Source organism: Pararobbsia alpina, from assembly GCF_965118125.1.
Classification (GTDB): Bacteria; Pseudomonadota; Gammaproteobacteria; order Burkholderiales; family Burkholderiaceae; genus Pararobbsia; species Pararobbsia alpina_A.
On record NZ_OZ221287.1, the window covers coordinates 3,247,093 to 3,265,308 of the forward strand.

Below are 18,216 nucleotides of genomic sequence, written 5' to 3' on the forward strand. Positions count from 1 at the left end.
TACGCCCCGGCAAGACCGGGACCCGGCATACGACCTGACGTCGGCACGCACGGGCGCGCGCGACGTCGATGGTCGACATTCTCCATGAAGAGTGTGACGCGAGAAAACCCCGCTGGCGCGGGATCGTCAGAGAAAGAGGCTATCGAGCACTGCGCCAGGCAGGTCACGCCCCGCCGCTCTGCGCGCTCAAAGACGACTGAATCCGATGAAACAGCCCAGACGCCGGTCAGGCCGACGCCAGGTCAACCGACTTCGGGTCGGGTCGACGTCATGCCGACGCGAGTTCGGTCGGCCGGGTACTCGGGCGATTGATCCGCAGCACCAGGACAGAGGCACACAGGCAGAGACTGCCCGAGATCATCGACGCCACCGTATAGGTCCCGAGGCTCGCGCGAAGATAGCCGCCGCCGAGCGCGGCGAACGCGGCGCCGAGCTGATGCCCCGCTACGACCCAACCGAATACGACCGGTGCGGCGGCCTTCCCGAACCGATCGGTTGCGAGCCGCACTGTCGGCGGCACCGTCGCGATCCAGTCGAGGCCATAGAACACGGCAAACAGCGGCAGGCCGAAGAATTCGAAGCCGAACGCATACGGCAGGTAAATCAGCGAGAGGCCACGCAGGCCGTAGTACCAGAACAGCAGATAGCGGCTATTGAACCGGTCCGACAGCCAGCCGGACAGCGTCGTGCCGAACAGGTCGAAGATACCCATCGCGGCAAGCAAGCCGGCGCCGCGTACTTCGTCGATGCCATAGTCGGCGCACATCGCGATCAGGTGCGTGCCGATATATCCGTTCGTGCTTGCGCCGCAGATAAAGAAGCTCGCGAACAGCAGCCAGAAATCGCGTGTGCGCGCCGCGGAAAACAGCGCGGAAAACGCCGTCACAAGCGGATTGCCCGTGGCCACAGGCGGGGCGAGCGGTGCGTCATCGGGCTCGCCATACGGGCGCAAGCCAAGATCCGACGGGCGCTCCTTGAGCAGGAACCAGAACACCGGTGCGACGACGACAACGACGCTCGCGACGATCGCGACAACTGCACGCCAGCCAAAGTGCTCGACCACGCTTGCGAGCATCGGCAAGAAAACCATCTGGCCGGTCGCCGTGCTCGCGGTCAGCATGCCCATCACGAGGCCGCGACGCTTGGTGAACCAGCGATTGACGATGGTTGCGGACAACGTGAGCGCAGCGACGCCCGTGGCCGAGCCGACCATCAGGCCCCATGTCGCGACAAACTGCCACGGCTGGGTCATGGCCGAGCTGAGCGCGACACCGCTCGCGAGCACCAGCAAGGCCGTCACAACGGTCGGGCGTACACCGAAACGCTGCATGGCCGCGGCGGCAAACGGGCCAGTGAGGCCGTACAGCGCGAGATTTACCGAAATCGCGAGCGAAATCGTCGCGCGGCTCCAGCCGAATGCGTGCTCGAGGGGCAGCATGAGCACGCTGGGCGTCGCACGGGTGCCGGCGGCCGACAGCAGCACGAAGAACACCACGGCCGCAACGACCCAGGCGTAGTGAAAACGAGGTGCGACGGCGCGGGCTAAACCATTCATGACTGTCTCGGACCGGGAGTCTCAGATCGGACACCGATTGTAGGAGCGTTCAGTCCGGCATGTTTGCCATCGAACACGATAAAACAGCCAAACTCGGACAGTCGACCCAGCGTCCAGCCCCATCGATGAACGCTCGCGGCTCGCCACACCCATTTGCCGGATCCGCTTGCCGCGCCTGCGCGCCGCGCGGGTTCCGCCCCCGTTCCCGGCCCTATCGATGCTTGAACACGGGTGGCCGCTTCTCGAGAAACGCGCTCATGCCCTCTTTCTGGTCCTCGGTGCCGAACGCAGCGTGGAACACGCGTCGTTCGAACAGAAGCCCCTCCGACAGCGGGGTCTCGTAGGCCCGATTCACCGCTTCCTTGATCATCATGACGATCGGCTGGGAGTAACCGGCGATCGTCGTCGCTGCCGCAAGCGCTTCGTCGAGCAAGGAGCCAAGCGGCACCACGCGTGACACCAGCCCCGCGCGCTCAGCCTCTTGCGCATCCATCATGCGGCCGGTCAGGCACATGTCCATCGCCTTCGCCTTCGATACCGCCTTGGGCAGGCGCTGCGTGCCGCCGCAGCCCGGCAGCACGCCGAGCTTGACCTCCGGCTGGCCGAACTTCGCGTTGTCCGCGGCGATGATGAAGTCGCACAACATCGCAAGCTCGCAGCCGCCGCCGAGCGCGAAGCCCGCGACTGCAGCAATGACCGGCTTGCGGATCTTCGACAGACGCGCCCAGTTCTCGCCGAGGTAGTTCGCCTTGAACACGTCCATATACGAGTAGCCGGACATCATGCTGATATCGACGCCCGCGGCGAACGCTTTCTCGCTGCCGGTCAGCACGATGCAGCCCACGCCTTCGTCGGCGTCGAAACGGCCCAGCGCCGCGACGAGCTCATCGATGAGCGTGTTGTTAAGCGCGTTGAGTGCCTTCGGACGATTCAGCGTGATCAGGCCGACCGCGCCGCGTGTTTCAACGAGGAGCGTTTCGTAGGCCGGATGCGTTGACGTTGCGGCCAATGATGAGGCGTTCGATGCGGAGCTGGATGTAGGCGTCGACATAAGGCATTCCCTGGATCGAAAAGAGCGGACGGCACATTGTCGAAGCGCGCGCGCCGTCACGCAATGCGTGCGTAGCCGAACAATATTCGAAAAACATATTGCGCGACTGGCCCCGGACATACGGTGGCCGCGACGACACCGTCAAAGTGCACGCAACGCCACGAACGACGCGTGTATCCGCGCCGAAAACGATTCAACTCGCGTTGTGTGGCGAAACGGACACCGCATGTCGCGCGGTGCGGCGGAATTTTTTAACCGTGATACTCACGCACATCCGTTCGCACCTGACTTTATTCGACCTGTCTGGAGATTGCTCAATGAAGCGTTGGCTCACCCCTCTGATCGCCGTGATCTGCATGGCCGCCGTTCCGGCCATGGCCGCCAAACCCGCATCGGCCACCCAGCCCGACGCGCAAGCATCCGAGGCACAGAGCTCTTATGGCGTACCGCCGGTCAAGCACAAGAAGCGCGTCAAGAAATCGAAGAAGGCATCGGAGGTAGCGCCCGCCTCGGCCGCTTCGAACTAAGCCGGTCGCTTCACTGCGCCAGCCATCGCGACAAGCACGACCGCATCCTGCTTCATTCCGCTTAAACAAAAAGGGCTGGGTTCTGTACAGAACCCAGCCCTTTGCCTTGCCGGATCGACACCGATCATCCCGTTTCAAAGAGTCCGTTCAATCCTGCGCGGCCTCTTGACGTCTCGTAGCGTTTCGTAGCGTCTTATCGCCTTGAAGCACAACCTCAGTGCTTGATATCCATTTGCTCGAGCACCGCCTGCGTGCCGAACGTGGTGCCATCGGGTGCCTTACCGACGAAGTTGAATTTGACGATGCGCTTCGCATCCGGCGCATACCAGTCGGTTTCCGTGAAGCTCGACTTCCCGTTGGGGGCCGATACTTCGAGTGTCTCTTCGATGCGGAATGCCTGGAAGGTGCCGGCCAGTGTCTCGACCTGTTCGACAGCCGTGACCTTCGCATTGAGCATCGTCGCGGCATCGCCGTTGCCGGTGCGCGTCGTGAACTGGCTCGACCACGTGCTGCCCACGCTCATCGGGAACTTGAGCTTGCTGTCGCTCGGCAAGTATTGCTTCGAGCCATTCGACGTCAGGTTGCCGTTCGCATCGAACGTGGCGGGCATCGTGCCCCCGTTATTGCTGATGGTCACGCCGACTTCGTTGTTGCTGACCGAATGGACCGACTGAACGAAGCTGAATTTACGGCTGGGGTTGCCCGGATCGCTCAGGGTATAGGTCCATGAGTCGCCGACCACGAACCGCGGCGCCTGAGCCGTCGTCAGTGGAACCGGTTGCGCCATCGCGGTGGTCGCCGCGATTGCAAGCAGGCTGAAAGCGCCCGCGAGCGCCGATACCTTGTGCTTCGTCAACATCAATGTCTTCCTCCAGGGTGCGGCCCATCAGTCCGGAACCGCGTTGTTCGCGGCTGCCACTATACCAACATCGGACGACGGTTCGAATGCGCAGTCACACCGATCACATTTCCGTTGATGTCGCGGACTTCAGCCCTTCGTCGCCCCGAAAGTCAGACCTGCCACAAAGTGTCGCTGCATCGCCCAGAACATCGCAACCGAGGGCAGCGCCGCGAGCACCGACCCTGCCGACACCAGATTCCACGCCGTCGTCCACTGCCCTTTGAGCGCCGCGACACCGACCGTGATCGGCGCGGCATCGTCGCCCTGCGTGAGGCAAAGCGCCCAGAAGTAGTCGTTCCAGATAAACGTGAAGACCAGCACCGCAAGTGCCGCGAGCGCAGGCCGGATCAACGGCAGCACGATCGTATAGAACACGCGCCATTCGCTCGCGCCTTCGATGCGCGCCGATTCGACGAGCTCGAACGGAAGCTGCTTGATGAAGTTGCGCAGGAACAGCGTGCAAAAGCCGGTCTGGAATGCAATATGAAACAGCACGAGCGCCCACACCGTGTTGTAGAGCCCCATGGCGAGCGACAGATTGCGCACGGGAATCATCAGAATTTGCACCGGCACGAAATTGCCCGCCACAAACACGGCGAACAGCAAAGTGTTACCGGGAAACGCATAGATCGCGAGCGCGAAGCCGGCCATGGAGGCGAGCGCGATGGCACCGATGACGGAAGGCACCGTGATCAGCACGCTGTTCCAGAAGTAATGCAGCATCGGCGAGGTAGTCAGCGCGTCACGGTAGTTCGCGATCAGCGAGACGTCCTTCGGCCAGCCCCAGTAGTTGCCCATCGCGAGTTCGTCGGCGGAGCGCACCGACGTCACCAACACCGCGAGCATCGGCAACAGCCAGATCAGCAACGCGATGGGCACGGAAATCTTGTAGAACGTCCGGCTTGCGGGACGCCACTTCTCTATCGGCATCGGATACATCAGGCGACTCCCGTGTCAGCGTTCGTTGCGCAGCATCCTGCGCAGGTGATAGACGATATAGACCAGCATGATCGCGAACAGCACGACGGCAATCGCCGCCGAATAGCCGAGGCGGTAGTACTTGATAGCCTGGTCGTACATGTAGTAGGCGAGCACGGTCGAGCTTTCGTAGGGGCCACCGCCGCTCATCACCGAGATCAGGTCGAAACTGCGCAGCGCGCCGATGATCGTCACGACGATCGCCATGAAGGTCGCAGGCCTGAGCTCGGGCAGCACGATATGCCAGAACATTTTCCAGCCGCGCGCGCCGTCGATGCGTGCCGCTTCGATGGCCTCGGGGTTCATCGTCGTGAGCCCCGTGAGATACAGGATCATGCAGTACGCGGTCTGCGGCCACAGCGCCGCGAAGATGATGCCGAGGGTCACATAGCGCGCGTCGCCGAGCACGGGCACGCCATGGCCGAGAATCTTCGCGAGCAGACCGAACGTCGGATCGTAGAACCAGCTGAAGATCAGCCCGACGACGACACCCGACAGCACGAACGGCGCGAAGAACAGCGACTTCACGATGCGCATGCCACGGACTTTCTGATTCAGGTAGAGCGCGACGGCAAGCCCCATCGGCGGTGCAAGCAAAAAGAACACGAGCCACAGCACGTTGTTCTTGAGCGCCGTATAGAAGGTCGGCGCGTGGAACAACTCGACGTAGTTGCCGAGCCCGACAAAGGTCTTCTCGGCCATGCCGTCCCAATCGTAAAGACTGAGCCACAACGTCGAGAAGATCGGATAAACAATGTAGACCGCGACCATCAGGCACGCGGGCAACAGGAAAAAAAATGCAGCCCGGCCGTGACGAACATGGCGCCGTTGAGTGGGCCAGTTGGAACGGGTCGCGGCGCGTGCGCGCTGCCCGGTCATGGTGCCGGCATCGTCTGCCGGGCGTTGCGAAGAGATCGACATGAACACTCCTGGGCCGTGTGGCCCGCACCCTGCTTTTCCGCTGCCGCATGAACGCGGCCAGCGTGCCCGCGGCGGGCGCTTGCCACTGCGCCCGCCGGCGGATACTGCGTCCTTCACTCAACAGCGATTCAACGACGACCTGCAGGCGACGCTCGGTCAACGCAACTCATCGACCCGATTCCGCCGTAGCGAACGAATGCGTGACCTTCCGTGACGCTACGCGACCCTACCTGACCTACGTAACGTCACCTACACCGCTTGCCGTCGCGCGCCGCTCAGGACTTGTGATAAATCCGCTTGCGCGTGGCTTCAAGTTGCGTGAGCAGCTCGTCGAGCTTCGACGGATCGGCCACAAATTGCTGCATGGCCTTCATGCCTTCGTCCGCCATTTCCTTGGTCATGTCGCGATCATAGAACTGAGCGATACCGCCCTTGGTCGACGACAGGATCTGGAAGCCGATCTTGTTGATCGGATCGGCCGGCTCGGGCGACTTGCTGTTCGCAGGCAGCGAACCGAGACCTTCGGCCAGACGCGCACTGATCTCCGGCGTGCCGACAAACGCGAGGAACTTGTGCGCTTCGGCCTTGTGCTTCGCCTTCGCCGGAATATTCAGGCACTCGATCGGGCCGTCTTCAGCAGTCGGCACCTTCGAATCGATGATCGGGAACTGGAAGTACCCCATCTGATCCTTGATGTTCGCCGGGAAGCCCGCCGAGATGAACGTCCCCATCAGCATCATCGCGGCCTTGCCCTGGAACAGGAACGGCTGAGCGGCGTCGAGATCGTACGACAGCGCATTGTCTTCGAACGTCTTGTCGTCAATCAGCTGCTTCCACGTCGTGTAGACCTTCTTTACGCGCGGGTCGGTGTACGCAATATCGCCCGCCATCAGCTTCTGATGGAAGTCGTTGCCGTTGATGCGCAGATCAAGATAGTCGAACCAGCCGGCAAGCGTCCAGGCATCGCGGCCCGCAACGGCGACCGGCGTGATGCCCGCGGCCTTGAGCTTCTTCGCGTCTTCGAGGAATTCGTCCCACGTCTTCGGCTCGCTCGCGATGCCGGCCTTCTGGAACAGATCCTTGCGATAGAACATGCCCCACGAGTAATACACCGTCGGCGCGGCGTACTGCTTGCCGTTGAACGTCGAGGCTTCCTTGGTCGACGCGTACGTGTCGCTCCAGCCGTTCTTCGCCCAATCGGCGCTGAGATCCTCGAGCAGGTTACGGCGTGCGTAGTACTTCATGCGCTCGCCGTTATGCCAGTTGACGACGTCCGGTGCGACCGTCGAGAGCCATTGCGGCAACTGGACCTTGTAGGCTTCTTCGTCGATAAACGAGGCCTTGACCTCGATGTCGGGGTTGGCCTTGTGGAAGTCGTCGAACACCGACTGCCACACGGCGCGCTGGCTTGCGCCCTTGAACGCGACATTCATGTCGAGTTCGCCGGCCTGCGCCGCACCCGCGACGCCTGCGAGGCTGGCGGCGGCCAGCGCCGCTGCAACGGCTGCCCATCGGAATTTCGTCATGCTCGTGTCTCCTTGGAGGGTTTTTGTCCTGCTTCTGTTGTCTTGCTTCTATTGGCACAACGCCAGCATTGCCCCTTCTAACACTGCGCTACTGCCGGCTCTCGCTGCCCGGGGCTTGTTTTCGAGTCCGCCTGTTCGCGACTATGACGCCAGCGCGGCGCGCGCATCGCGAACGTGCGCGGCATCGCCATTCGCGGCACGGAACACCGTCACCTGCCGCGGAGCGACTTGCGCGTCGCCGAACACCACCGTCGCGCCAGCCGGCAAAGCGTAGGTCGTCTCGCCGTAGTTGAACACGAACGTCAGGCCCGCGCGGCGCGACACCCGGACGCCCTCTTCGAGCATCTCGGTCGGAACGCCTGCAGCCGTCGCTGCATCGCGCAGGATCGCGCGCGTCGTCTGGTCGTCGAAAATGCTCGCCAGGTAGACACAGTTCCGATGCCGGAGCACCGCTGCACCACCGTCCGGATACGACGACAACACCGAAGCGTCCGCCGGCAGATCGATAAATTCGCGCCAGTGACGCGCGGTGCCGCCGCGGCCGTGATAGTCGATCGGCAGCGTCGCATTGGGCCGCATCGATTCCACGCGCCACACGCGCAACGGCAACAGCGAAGCGAGCGGACCGACCGGCAGGTTCGCGGGGATCGCGAGCGAGTCGGTCTTCGAGCCCGTGCGGGGTCCGAACACGACCTGTGCACCACTCTTCGCAATGCGCGACACAAACGCGTCGTCGACGACGGCGAGCGACGGCACGACGATCAGACGATACCCGTCAAGCGGCGCGTCCTTCGAGATGATGTCGACATCGAGGCCGAGCGAGCGCAATGCCGAGTAATACTCGAATGCGAAGCGCATGTAGTTGAAGTCGATGCCTTGCGGATGGATGTCGAAGAGCCACTTCGAGGCGTAGTCGAACACCAGAGCGACGGTCGATCGCGGTTGCGCGACCGATTCAGGCAACTTGCCGATTTCTTCCGCGACCTGACGCGCTTCGGCGCCGCCGATGTCGAGGCGGTTGTCCGGCGTGTTCAGGCCCGCGTGCATCTGCTCCTGCGCGAACGGCACCTGGCGCCAGCGGAAATACGACACCGTGCCGGCGCCGTGCGCAAAGGCTTCCCAGCTCCATGTGCGCACCATCCCGGGCAACGGTGCCGGGTTCCAGTGCGCCCAGTTGACCGGGCCGGGTTGCTGCTCCATGACCCAGAACGGGTTCTTCGACATGCCGCGATACAGGTCGTGATTGAACGACGCGTAGTCGGGGTGCCCGGTGCGCAGCCAGCGTGCCTTGGTGTCGGCGTCGAACCAGGCTTCCTCGAGGCCGCCGAGCGGATAGCTGTCCCAGGTCGCCGCATCGAGATCGGCCGCGACCTTGTAGTGATCGAACTCCGAAAACAGCTGCATGAAGTTGTGCACGACCTGGCGGCCCGGCGAATGCGCGCGCACGATCTCGACCTGCATGCGGTTGAAACGCACGACTTCATCCGACGCAAACCGGCGGTAGTCGAGCCGGTGCGCAGGCAGCGCCTCGGTCACGGTGCCGATCGGCGCGTCGATCTCGTCGAACGAACGGTATTCCATGCTCCAGAACACGGTGCCCCAAGCCTGGTTGAGCGCCTCGACCGATCCGTAGCGTTGCGCGAGCCATTCGCGGAAACGCGTGACGGCATGCTTCGAGTAGGACAGCACAGTCAGATGACAGCCGAACTCATTATCGATCTGCCAGGAGGTGACGGCCGGATGCTTGCCGTAGCGCTGGGCCACCTGCCGCGCGATCTCGCCCGCCGCCTTGAAGTATTCCGGTGACGAAAAGTCGTAATGGCGACGCGAACCAAAGGCACGCGTGCGTCCGTCGGCGCCAACGGCCAGGATGCCGGGATGCGCGTCGATCAGCCACTTTGGCGGCGTGGCGGTCGGCGTGCACATCACGACTTCGAGCCCCGCCGCGGCGATCGCCTCGACCGCGCGGTCGAGCCAGCCCCACGCGTACTGGCCCGGTGACGGCTCGATACGGCTCCATGCGAATTCGGCAATGCGAACCTGCCTGATGCCGAGCTCGCGCATGCGGCGGGCGTCTTCGGCCCACATCGACTCGTCCCAATGTTCGGGGTAATAGCAGACGCCGAGGCGCAAGTCAGACATGGATATTCCCTCTTTGAGATTAAGCGCTTAACCTTAGCCAAAATAATTTAGCTCAAGCGCTTAACCTCGCTCAAGCTAGCGTTAACCCGTGGCGTTCCCGTTTCGGTCAATCGCACGCACAATCACGCCTGAGCGAGGGTGAATCATGCCGGCCGTTTTCCCTGTTTGAGTCGAAACGCGAGCCGCGCTACCCACAAACCCATGACTACTCTGAACGAAGTTGCCCGCCATGCAGGCGTGACGCCCGCAACGGTGTCGAACGTGCTGCGCAATCGCGGCAAGGTCGGCGCTGCGACCCGCGAGCGCGTGCTGGCCTCCGTCGCCGCACTCGGCTACCGGCCGAACCTGACCGCCCGCGCGCTCGCCGAAGGGCGTGCGCCGACGCTTGCGCTCATGGTGTCGTCGATCGCCAACCCGTTCTATCCGGAATTCGCACTAGAGGCGGAACGCGCCGCGCGCAAACGCGGGCACTTTCTGCTCGTCTGCAACACGGACAACGACATCAATGTCGGCAGCGCGTACCTTGATCAGATCGCCGGCACATTGTCGCAAGGCGTGCTCGTCATGAATGCCGATCTGCACTTCGACGACCTGATCAAGACGCAGGGGCATGGCGCATCCGTCGTGCTCTGCATGTGGGAGAAGCCTGACCAGCCGCCGGGGGTGCCGTGCATTGCTGTCGATTTCCGTCAGGCCGGCAGGCTCGCCGCGCAGCACCTGATCGACCTCGGGCATCGTCGTATCGGTGCGATCGTCGGATGTGAGCCGGGCGGCGTGCAGGCGATGCGCTACGTGGGTCTTGTCGACACGCTGAGCGAGATTGATCCCGCGCTTACACCGACCCTCGAGCGCGAGACACGGTATGTCGAAGACAACGTCGAGGGCGGCTATGCCGCGACGATGGAGCTGCTCGATGCGTCGCCCGATCTGACGGCGATTTTCGTTTCGAACGACTTTCCGGCGCTCGGCGTGCTTCACGCCGCAGCCGATCGGGGGCTTCGCGTGCCCGAGGATTTATCGGTGATCGGCATCACCGACATTCACTGGGCGCGGCTTGCGCGGCCGGCGTTGACGACAGTGGCCGTTCCAACGGCGCAAGCGGCCGAAATGGCGGTCGAACTGGTACTCGACCTGATACACAACCCGCGCAAGGAACCGACCACGCGCATCGCCGACGAGCCGTGGCTCGTCGTGCGGAAATCGACGGGGCCTGCTCCGAAATCGTAGTCAACAAAAAAGGCCCCGGGTTTTGAAGCCCGGGGCCTCGTTTTTCATCATCCTGATCAGCGCGCCGCGGCAATGACCTCGGCGACCGTTGCGGTCAGCTTCTTCGCATACGGCACGTGCAGGAATTCATTCGGGCCGTGCGCATTGGACTTCGGGCCCAGTACGCCGCACACCATGAACTGCGACTTCGGGAAGCCTTCCTTGAGCACGTTCATCAGCGGGATCGTTCCGCCCTGCCCCATATACGCACACGCAGCACCGTAGTGCCGGCGCGATGCGTCATCGAGTGCCGTCGCAAGCCACGGTGCGAGTTCCGGGGCACTCCACCCCGTCGCCGGTCCCGTCTCGGGCACGAAGGTGACCTTCGCGTTATACGGTGGATCGAGTTCAAGCAAGGTCTTGAGTTCGCTCTGTGCCTGAACCGCGTCGACCAGCGGCGGCAAGCGCAACGACAGCTTGAACGCCGTGCGCGGACGCAGCACGTTGCCCGCATTTTCGAGCGATGGCAGGCCTGCTGCGCCGGTGACGGACAGCGCGGGACGCCACGTCGAATTGAGCAGCGCCTCTGTCGGATCGGTCGTGACCGGCAACACCGGGCCGCCATCCTGACCGCACGCCCACGGCATCTTTTTCCATACATCGTCACCGAGGATGGCCGCGGTCGCTTCGGCCTCGCTCAGGCGTTTGGACGGGATCGCGCAGTGAAACCCCTGCGGTAACAGATTGCCCGTGCCACTGTCTTCGAGGCGTTCGAGCACGTGACGCATGATCCGGAAACTCGACGGCACGATGCCGCTGCTGCCCGAGTGGATGCCTTCATCGAGCACTTCGACCTCGAGGCTGCCGGCGACCACGCCGCGCAACGACGTCGTGAGCCACAGCTGATCGTAGTTGCCCGCACCGGAATCGAGGCACACGACGAGACCGACTTCGCCGAGGCGTTCGCGCAGTGCGTCGATATAGGGCAGCAAATCATAGCTGCCGGACTCTTCGCAGGTTTCGATCAAGCCGACGCAACGCGGGCGCTCCACGCCCTGCGCATCGATCGCGGCCAGTGCGGTCAGGCTCGAGTAAATCGCATAGCCATCGTCGGCGCCGCCGCGGCCATACAGCTTTCCGTCGAGATACTTCGGCGTCCAGGGACCGAGGTCGCTACGCCAGCCGTCGAACTCAGGCTGTTTGTCGAGGTGACCGTAGAGCACGATGGTCTCGGTGCTGCCCGAGCGTGTCGCGGGCGCTTCGAAAAAGATGACCGGCGTGCGGCCCTCGAGGCGAATCACTTCGAGCTTGAGGCCTTTGACACGCTGCGCTTCGGCCCATTTCGCCGCTTCGGTCACGACGCGGTCGATATAACCATGCCGTGCCCAGTCGGCATCGAACATCGGGCTCTTGGCGGGGACGGCAATGTAGTCGGTCAATGCGTGGACGATTTCGTCGTCCCACTTGCGGTCGACATATTCGCGCAACGCCGTCGGGTCGAGACGCTGCCCTTCTGCGGTCGCGGTGTGCGCCGCGTTTTCGCCGGAATTCATGGGGTTCTCCTGCTTCTTTTGAAAGTCGGAACCCTCGTATTGTAGGCAACCGGCCCGGAATGCGCGAATCCGGCAGCGCGCGGTCAACGCACTGCCAGATTCGCGAGCTCGCGATTCACGAGCTCGCAGCGGGTCGATTCAGACCTCTCAGGCAGGGGTGACCGTCAATGCCACAGGTCGGCCGAATTCAATATGCACGACGCTATTGGCCTTGACGCGATCAAGCACCTCGGCACGTTCGACATCGAGGTCGAAGCTATTGCCCTTCGGACCCTTGATCGTGATCATCTTCGCCTTCTTGTTCACGCTCGTGACCGTCGCATCGAAGCCGTTGTCCGTCATGCCGGGCTGAGCCTTTTCGCCATCGGGCTTAAGCGTGACCTTGACGCTGCGGTCGAACAGCACCTTGACCGAGTCGCCGGGCTTGACCGTCGCGACCGTCTGCCGCACCTGCGTATCGAGCACGAAGTGGCGTTCGATACCGTCATCGCCCTTCGCATCCATCGAACCCGCCGACGCATCGATCGAGATGACCTTGGCCAGGATCTCACCACGCACGGTCGTTGATTTACCGTGATGGGCACCTTGCGCGGTGGAAGCGGCGGCAGGCGATCCTGTGGCAGGCAATCCTGCGGCAGGCGATCCTGCGGCAGGCGACCCTGCTGTAGATGAACCTGTTGACGGCGCCGATGCGGCCATCGCCGCGGGCGCCGAAGCCGTATTCGCATTGGGCGCGCCGGCAGTTCCCGACGCATGAACCGAGCCCAACAGACTCACCAGCGCCCCTGCGACGCAACCGACCCGTACCGCTTTTTGCACTTTCATGTTTCTCCTTCGATCCGATCATCCGGACCCGATGCACGACCGCCGAAGCGGAGCTCACGCGCACTGTCATCACAGCGCGCATGCGTCGCTTTTTAGCATCGGGGATGTATCGAAAAGCCGCGGTTATTCACAGCGCGGCTGTATCGGAATGCAAAGAAGACACGTCTCTTGCGAAAAGAGGACTATTCCTACAGAGAACTAAGACGCCGACTTTACGACGCCGATTTAGGGGGCGTATTGCGCGCGGCTTGAATCGCCGCGACAACGCGCTCGAGAAAGGCCTTGTCGGCGCTGACCAGCGCCTCGACTTCGCCCTTCGATTCGGTCGTCACGAACAAACGGTGCCGCGTGTCCTGTGTCCACCATGCGAGCCAGCCCACGACCACCAGCATGATGCCGGGCACCCAGAAGGCGCCGGAGGCGCGAATGAAGCCGATCACGAGCAGGATCGCGCCGATCACGGAAATGGAGACCGGCAGCGCAATCCCGCGCGTATCGGACGCGACGCGCGTCGATCGGATATCGCTGATGCGAAGCGGTTGCCCGGGGATGTTGACGGCCGTCTCCGATACGGTGACGCCGTTCTCGTTCAGAATGGTCATGGCAGTGAGCTCTCAGTCCAACTACACCGCCAGCCTTGTTCTTGAGCCGCAGCGAGACATCACGCGTCATTCACAACGGATGTCAACGCTGCATGCATGCCTTTGCCGGCGGCAGATGCAGCCGGCAAAGGTACCACAGCCCTACTCTTCGGGACTGATGTGCATCAAGCCGCGATCGTGCGCTGCTGTTGCTCGCCGAGTCCTTCGATGCCCAGACGCATGGTCTGGCCGGCCTTCAGGAACACGGGCGCGGGCTTGACGCCCATGCCCACGCCCGGCGGCGTGCCCGTCGAAATCACGTCGCCCGGCTGCAGGCTCATGCACTGGCTCAGGTAGCTGACAATCTGTGCGACGGTAAAGATCATCGTCGACGTATTGCCATTCTGATAGCGATGGCCATCGACTTCGAGCCACAAGCCGAGCTTCTGCGGATCGGGCACTTCATCGCGCGTCACGAGCCACGGACCGAGCGGGCCGAACGTATCGAAACCCTTGCCCTTGTCCCACTGGCCGTTGCGTTCGATCTGCCATTCACGTTCCGACACGTCGTTGATCACGCAGTAACCGGCGACGTGATCGAGCGCTTCTTCCACGCTGATGTACTTGGCCGCTTTGCCGATGACCACGCCCAGCTCGACTTCCCAGTCGGTCTTCTTCGAATTGCGCGGGATCTCGACATCGTCGTTCGGTCCGATGATCGCGCTCGTCCACTTGTTGAAGACAACGGGTTCGCTCGGGATCGGCAGGTTCGACTCGGCCGCATGGTCCGCGTAGTTGAGGCCGATACACACAAACTTGCCGACACGACCGACGCACGGTCCGATCCGCACGCCTTCGGCCACCAGCGGCAGCGACTTGAGGTCGACGGCACGCAACTTCGCCAGTGCAGCGTCGCCGAGCACGGCGCCGTCAATGTCGGCCACCACCGACGACACATCGCGAATACGTCCATCCGCATCGAGTGCGCCCGGCTTTTCCTGTCCGCGCTCGCCAAATCGAAGCAATTTCATGGTGTTTCTATCCTTTCGAGGGAAATTCGAATCAAACGGGATAAGGGCTGCGCGCCGGTCAGTTCGACCAGCCGCCGTCGATCACATGGGCCTGCCCGGTCGTGAACGCAGACTCATCGGAAGCAAGATACAGCACGAGCGAGGCAATTTCGCGCGGATCGCCTACGCGACCCATCGGCTGACGGCCCACAAAAGCGGCGTGCACGTCGTCATACGTCTTGCCCTGCTCCTTCGCCTGCGTCGCGATGCGATCGTGCAGCGACGGCGAGTCGACTGTGCCCGGGCAGATCGCATTGCAACGCACGCCGCGCGTGACGAAGTCGGCGGCCACTGCCTTAGTCAGGCCGATCACCGCGGCCTTCGATGCGCCGTAGGCGAAACGGTTCGGCACGCCTTTGACGCTCGATGCCGCCGAGGCCATATTGATGATCGAGCCCTTGCCCTTCTCGAGCATGCCCGGCAGGAACGCGCGGATCGTGTGGTACATCGCCTTCGCGTTGAGATCGAACGAGAAGTCCCAGGCCTTTTCATCGCATTCGAGAATCGTGCCTGCGTGGACGTAGCCAGCGCAGTTGAACAGCACGTCGATCGGGCCGATCTCTTTGGCCAGCGCCTCGATGGCTGCGGCATTCAGCACGTCGAGCGAGCGAACGTCATAAGGCTTGCCTGCCAGCGGTTCGATGCGCAAGTCGGTGGCGATCACACGTGCGCCTTCGCTCGCGAGCAGGTCCGCGCTCGCCAAACCAATCCCCTGTGCCGCCGCGGTAATCAGCACCGTCTTGCCCGCGAGTCTGTTGCCCATTGCGTCTCTCCTGTCTCGGTAACTGCGTGTCTACGTGTTTTGCTCGAATGCGTACCTGATGGGGGCGCATGCACCTTGACGCATGGCCCTCCTGGCGCACCCTCTCACGGCTGCCCGATCATGACGGGCTTCTCGGGTTCAGCCGGCGTGGGCGCGTCCGCGCGAATCAGGCCTTCGTCCTTGAGCGCGCGCCAGAACGCAGCGGCGATCGGATACGTAAAGCTGCCAACGTTTTGCGTCACTTCGCTTGCACTGCGTGCGCCGGTCATCACGCAGCTGATCGCGGGATGGGCGTACGGGAACTGAAGCGCCGCGGCCGCGAGCGGCACGTCATAGGCGTCGCAGACGGCTTCGAACGCACGCACGCGCGCGATGATCGCTTCGCTTGCCGTGTCGTAATTGAACTTGAGATCGCCCTTGGTGCCTTGGGCAAGAATGCCGGAATTGAACGCTCCGCCAAGCAGAATACCCACGCCGCGCTTCACACATTCCGGCAACAGCGCATCGAGCGAGGCCTGCTCGAGCAGGGTGTAGCGCCCCGCGAGCAACGCGCAATCGATATCGAATTCGCGCATCGCGTCGAGCACCACCGCCGACTCATTGACGCCGAGTCCGACTGCACGCACCCCGCGCTCGCGACGCAGCTCGTCAAGCGCACGGAAGCCCCCATCGACCAGTTGCCGCCAATAATGATCGGCTTGAGCGCCATGCGTCTCACGACCGATATCGTGCAGCAGGATCACATCGATCCGCGCCATGCCGAGACGTTGCTGACTGTCTTCAAACGAGCGCAGGATGCCGTCGTAGCTGTAGTCGAAATGTGGCTCGAACGGTAACGGTTTGATCCACGCATCGCCCGCATTCAACGGAGCCGCGCTCGACGCAGGTTCGGCGCGCGGCCGCATCAATCGGCCCACCTTCGTCGACAGGACGAACGTATCGCGATCGCGCGCCTGCAGATTGCGGCCCATCCGATGCTCGGCCTTGGTGTAGCCGTAGTATGGCGCGACGTCGAAGGTTCGTACTCCCGCGTCCCATGCGGCATCGATGGCCGCCTGGGCATCCACCTCGCTGACGTCGCGAAACAGTCCGCCAAGGCCTGCTGCACCGAGTCCCATCCCTGTCGCTTCCAGACCGCGTTGACCGAGCGGCCGGCGATGCGTGATCGCATTCATGGATTCAGCTTGTCTCCACCTTCGTTGTGTTCGTTCCGGTCCGGCGAATAGCACGCTCGGCACCCGCGGCGCAGGACGGCTTGACTGCAACGTTATTCGTCTTGCTCGATGCGCGACCGCTCTTCAGTGACTGTTCAGTTACCGCCCTTCCATCACACGCTGGCAAGACTGATCGTCCCTGCGCCGCGTGGCAAACAGGCCGGGCCGACCGGCTCAAACGTCTTGTACGTCAGGATGAATTCCTGGTGACCCAGCGACTCGGACTTCGTCGGCGCGCCGTTGGCGACCGCGAGCGTCAGGTCGATGATCTCCTGCCCGACCTCATCGAGCGTCGCGCGGCCTTCGAGGATCCGGCCTGCGTCGACGTCCATGTCGTCCGACAGATTCCGATAGGTCGTTGCATTCGCGCAGACCTTGATGACCGGCGAAATCGCCGAGCCGACCACGGAGCCGCGTCCCGTCGTGAACAGCACGAGATGGGCACCGCACGCGATGAGCTCGCCAATCTCGGCGTTGTCGCTGATGTTCGGAAAACCAAAACGCGGCTCGCCATCGGGCACGACGTCGAGCAGGTACAGGCCACCGGTCGGCGGGACATCGCCGGGTTTGACAATGCCGCTGATCGAAGAGCGGCCGCTCTTCGCATAAGCGCCGAGCGATTTCTCTTCCTGCGTGGTCAGCCCGCCATCGGCATTGCCGACCGCGAAACTGCCGTGCCCCATGATCGAGTAGTAGCGCGCGGCCTTCTCGACACAGCGCACGATTTCGCGGCCGAGTTCGGGCGTCACCGCGCGGCGCTCCATATGGAACTCGCATCCGACGAGCTCGCCCGTTTCTTCGAACACGCAGGCCGCGCCCGCGTCGACGAAATGATCGAACGCGCGCCCGACCGCCGGGTTGGCCGTGATGCCACTGGTGCCGTCGGAGCCGCCGCAGACCGTGCCGATCACGAGCTCATCCATGCCCATCGGCACGGGCTCTTGCTCGAGCAACATCTCGCGCGCCCAGCGAACCCATTCGACGCCTTCACGCACGGTCGCACGCGTGCCGCCGCGCTCCTGAATCGTGAGCACATGCACCGGACGACCCGATTCGCGCACGCGCGTCTCGAGGTAGTGCTTGTTCATGCTCTCGCAGCCGAGCGAGATAAACAGCACCGCGCCGACATTCGGATGCGTCGTGATCCGTTCGACCATCTTTTCCGCATAGCTGTTCGGATAGCAGCCAGGAAAGCCGATGAGGTGCACGGGCACGTCGATTGGCGCCGTGCCCGCATCCCACGCTTCGAACGTGGGCTGGAACGCATTGACGATCTGGTGCGCGACGTGATGCGCGCACTCGACGAGATAGCAGACGGCGACGGTGTTGCGGATGCCCTTGCGGCCGTCCGCGCGCAAATAACCACGAAGATGAGCACGAAGCGTGGAAGATGACGTCATGGG

16 protein-coding genes are annotated in these 18,216 nt (G+C 62.9%); 2 read left to right on the top strand and 14 right to left on the bottom strand.

Annotated features, from left to right (window positions below; translation table 11 throughout):
• Window positions 1–268: 268 nt before the first annotated feature.
• Both ACMFWR_RS14055 and ACMFWR_RS14060 read right to left on the bottom strand, forming a co-directional pair.
• Window positions 269–1,555, bottom strand: coding sequence for an MFS transporter (locus ACMFWR_RS14055; RefSeq protein ID WP_413192248.1), 1,287 nt, complete (start codon window positions 1,553–1,555; stop codon window positions 269–271).
• Window positions 1,556–1,766: 211 nt separating this feature from the next.
• Window positions 1,767–2,606, bottom strand: coding sequence for an enoyl-CoA hydratase (locus tag ACMFWR_RS14060; RefSeq protein WP_413192249.1), 840 nt, complete (start codon window positions 2,604–2,606; stop codon window positions 1,767–1,769).
• A 317-nt stretch (window positions 2,607–2,923) separates the two neighbouring features.
• Here ACMFWR_RS14060 and ACMFWR_RS14065 point away from each other — a divergent pair, with 317 nt between their 5' ends.
• Window positions 2,924–3,133: a hypothetical protein gene (locus ACMFWR_RS14065; protein ID WP_413192250.1), complete on the top strand. Its 210-nt coding sequence runs from the start codon at window positions 2,924–2,926 to the stop codon at window positions 3,131–3,133.
• Between the two features lie 214 nt (window positions 3,134–3,347).
• Here ACMFWR_RS14065 and ACMFWR_RS14070 read toward each other — a convergent pair whose 3' ends face one another.
• From ACMFWR_RS14070 to ACMFWR_RS14090, 5 genes are all read right to left on the bottom strand, one after another.
• Entirely contained in the window at window positions 3,348–3,992 is a 645-nt protein-coding gene (locus tag ACMFWR_RS14070) for a hypothetical protein (RefSeq protein WP_413192251.1), read from the bottom strand.
• A 129-nt stretch (window positions 3,993–4,121) separates the two neighbouring features.
• On the bottom strand, window positions 4,122–4,973 hold the full coding sequence (locus ACMFWR_RS14075) for a carbohydrate ABC transporter permease (protein ID WP_413192252.1): 852 nt from the start codon (window positions 4,971–4,973) through the stop codon (window positions 4,122–4,124).
• 15 nt (window positions 4,974–4,988) lie between these two features.
• Window positions 4,989–5,933: a carbohydrate ABC transporter permease gene (locus ACMFWR_RS14080; protein WP_413192253.1), complete on the bottom strand. Its 945-nt coding sequence runs from the start codon at window positions 5,931–5,933 to the stop codon at window positions 4,989–4,991.
• Window positions 5,934–6,208: 275 nt separating this feature from the next.
• On the bottom strand, window positions 6,209–7,459 hold the full coding sequence (locus tag ACMFWR_RS14085) for an ABC transporter substrate-binding protein (protein ID WP_413192254.1): 1,251 nt from the start codon (window positions 7,457–7,459) through the stop codon (window positions 6,209–6,211).
• A 141-nt stretch (window positions 7,460–7,600) separates the two neighbouring features.
• Window positions 7,601–9,592, bottom strand: a complete 1,992-nt coding sequence (locus ACMFWR_RS14090) for a beta-galactosidase (protein WP_413194900.1) — start codon at window positions 9,590–9,592, stop codon at window positions 7,601–7,603.
• Between the two features lie 210 nt (window positions 9,593–9,802).
• On the opposite strand from ACMFWR_RS14090, the gene ACMFWR_RS14095 reads away from it, so the two are divergent.
• Entirely contained in the window at window positions 9,803–10,828 is a 1,026-nt protein-coding gene (locus ACMFWR_RS14095) for a LacI family DNA-binding transcriptional regulator (RefSeq protein WP_413192255.1), read from the top strand.
• Window positions 10,829–10,884: 56 nt separating this feature from the next.
• Here the strand turns inward: ACMFWR_RS14095 and ACMFWR_RS14100 are convergent, their stop codons facing one another.
• The 7 genes from ACMFWR_RS14100 to ACMFWR_RS14130 form a co-directional block, all read right to left on the bottom strand.
• Complete coding sequence (locus ACMFWR_RS14100; protein ID WP_413192256.1) at window positions 10,885–12,360, bottom strand: M20 family metallopeptidase; 1,476 nt, start codon at window positions 12,358–12,360, stop codon at window positions 10,885–10,887.
• A gap of 147 nt (window positions 12,361–12,507) precedes the next feature.
• Window positions 12,508–13,185 (bottom strand): hypothetical protein, encoded by a 678-nt coding sequence (locus ACMFWR_RS14105; RefSeq protein WP_413192257.1) that lies wholly within the window; start codon window positions 13,183–13,185, stop codon window positions 12,508–12,510.
• 212 nt (window positions 13,186–13,397) lie between these two features.
• Window positions 13,398–13,787, bottom strand: a complete 390-nt coding sequence (locus ACMFWR_RS14110) for a DUF6232 family protein (RefSeq protein WP_413192258.1) — start codon at window positions 13,785–13,787, stop codon at window positions 13,398–13,400.
• Between the two features lie 164 nt (window positions 13,788–13,951).
• On the bottom strand, window positions 13,952–14,797 hold the full coding sequence (locus tag ACMFWR_RS14115) for an ureidoglycolate lyase (protein WP_413192259.1): 846 nt from the start codon (window positions 14,795–14,797) through the stop codon (window positions 13,952–13,954).
• A 58-nt stretch (window positions 14,798–14,855) separates the two neighbouring features.
• Window positions 14,856–15,599, bottom strand: coding sequence for an SDR family oxidoreductase (locus tag ACMFWR_RS14120; RefSeq protein WP_413192260.1), 744 nt, complete (start codon window positions 15,597–15,599; stop codon window positions 14,856–14,858).
• Between the two features lie 104 nt (window positions 15,600–15,703).
• The gene (locus tag ACMFWR_RS14125; protein WP_413192261.1) at window positions 15,704–16,774 is read right to left on the bottom strand and encodes an aldo/keto reductase; all 1,071 of its coding nucleotides are present in this window, start codon (window positions 16,772–16,774) and stop codon (window positions 15,704–15,706) included.
• A gap of 152 nt (window positions 16,775–16,926) precedes the next feature.
• Window positions 16,927–18,213: a UxaA family hydrolase gene (locus ACMFWR_RS14130; RefSeq protein ID WP_413192262.1), complete on the bottom strand. Its 1,287-nt coding sequence runs from the start codon at window positions 18,211–18,213 to the stop codon at window positions 16,927–16,929.
• Window positions 18,214–18,216: the final 3 nt, after the last annotated feature.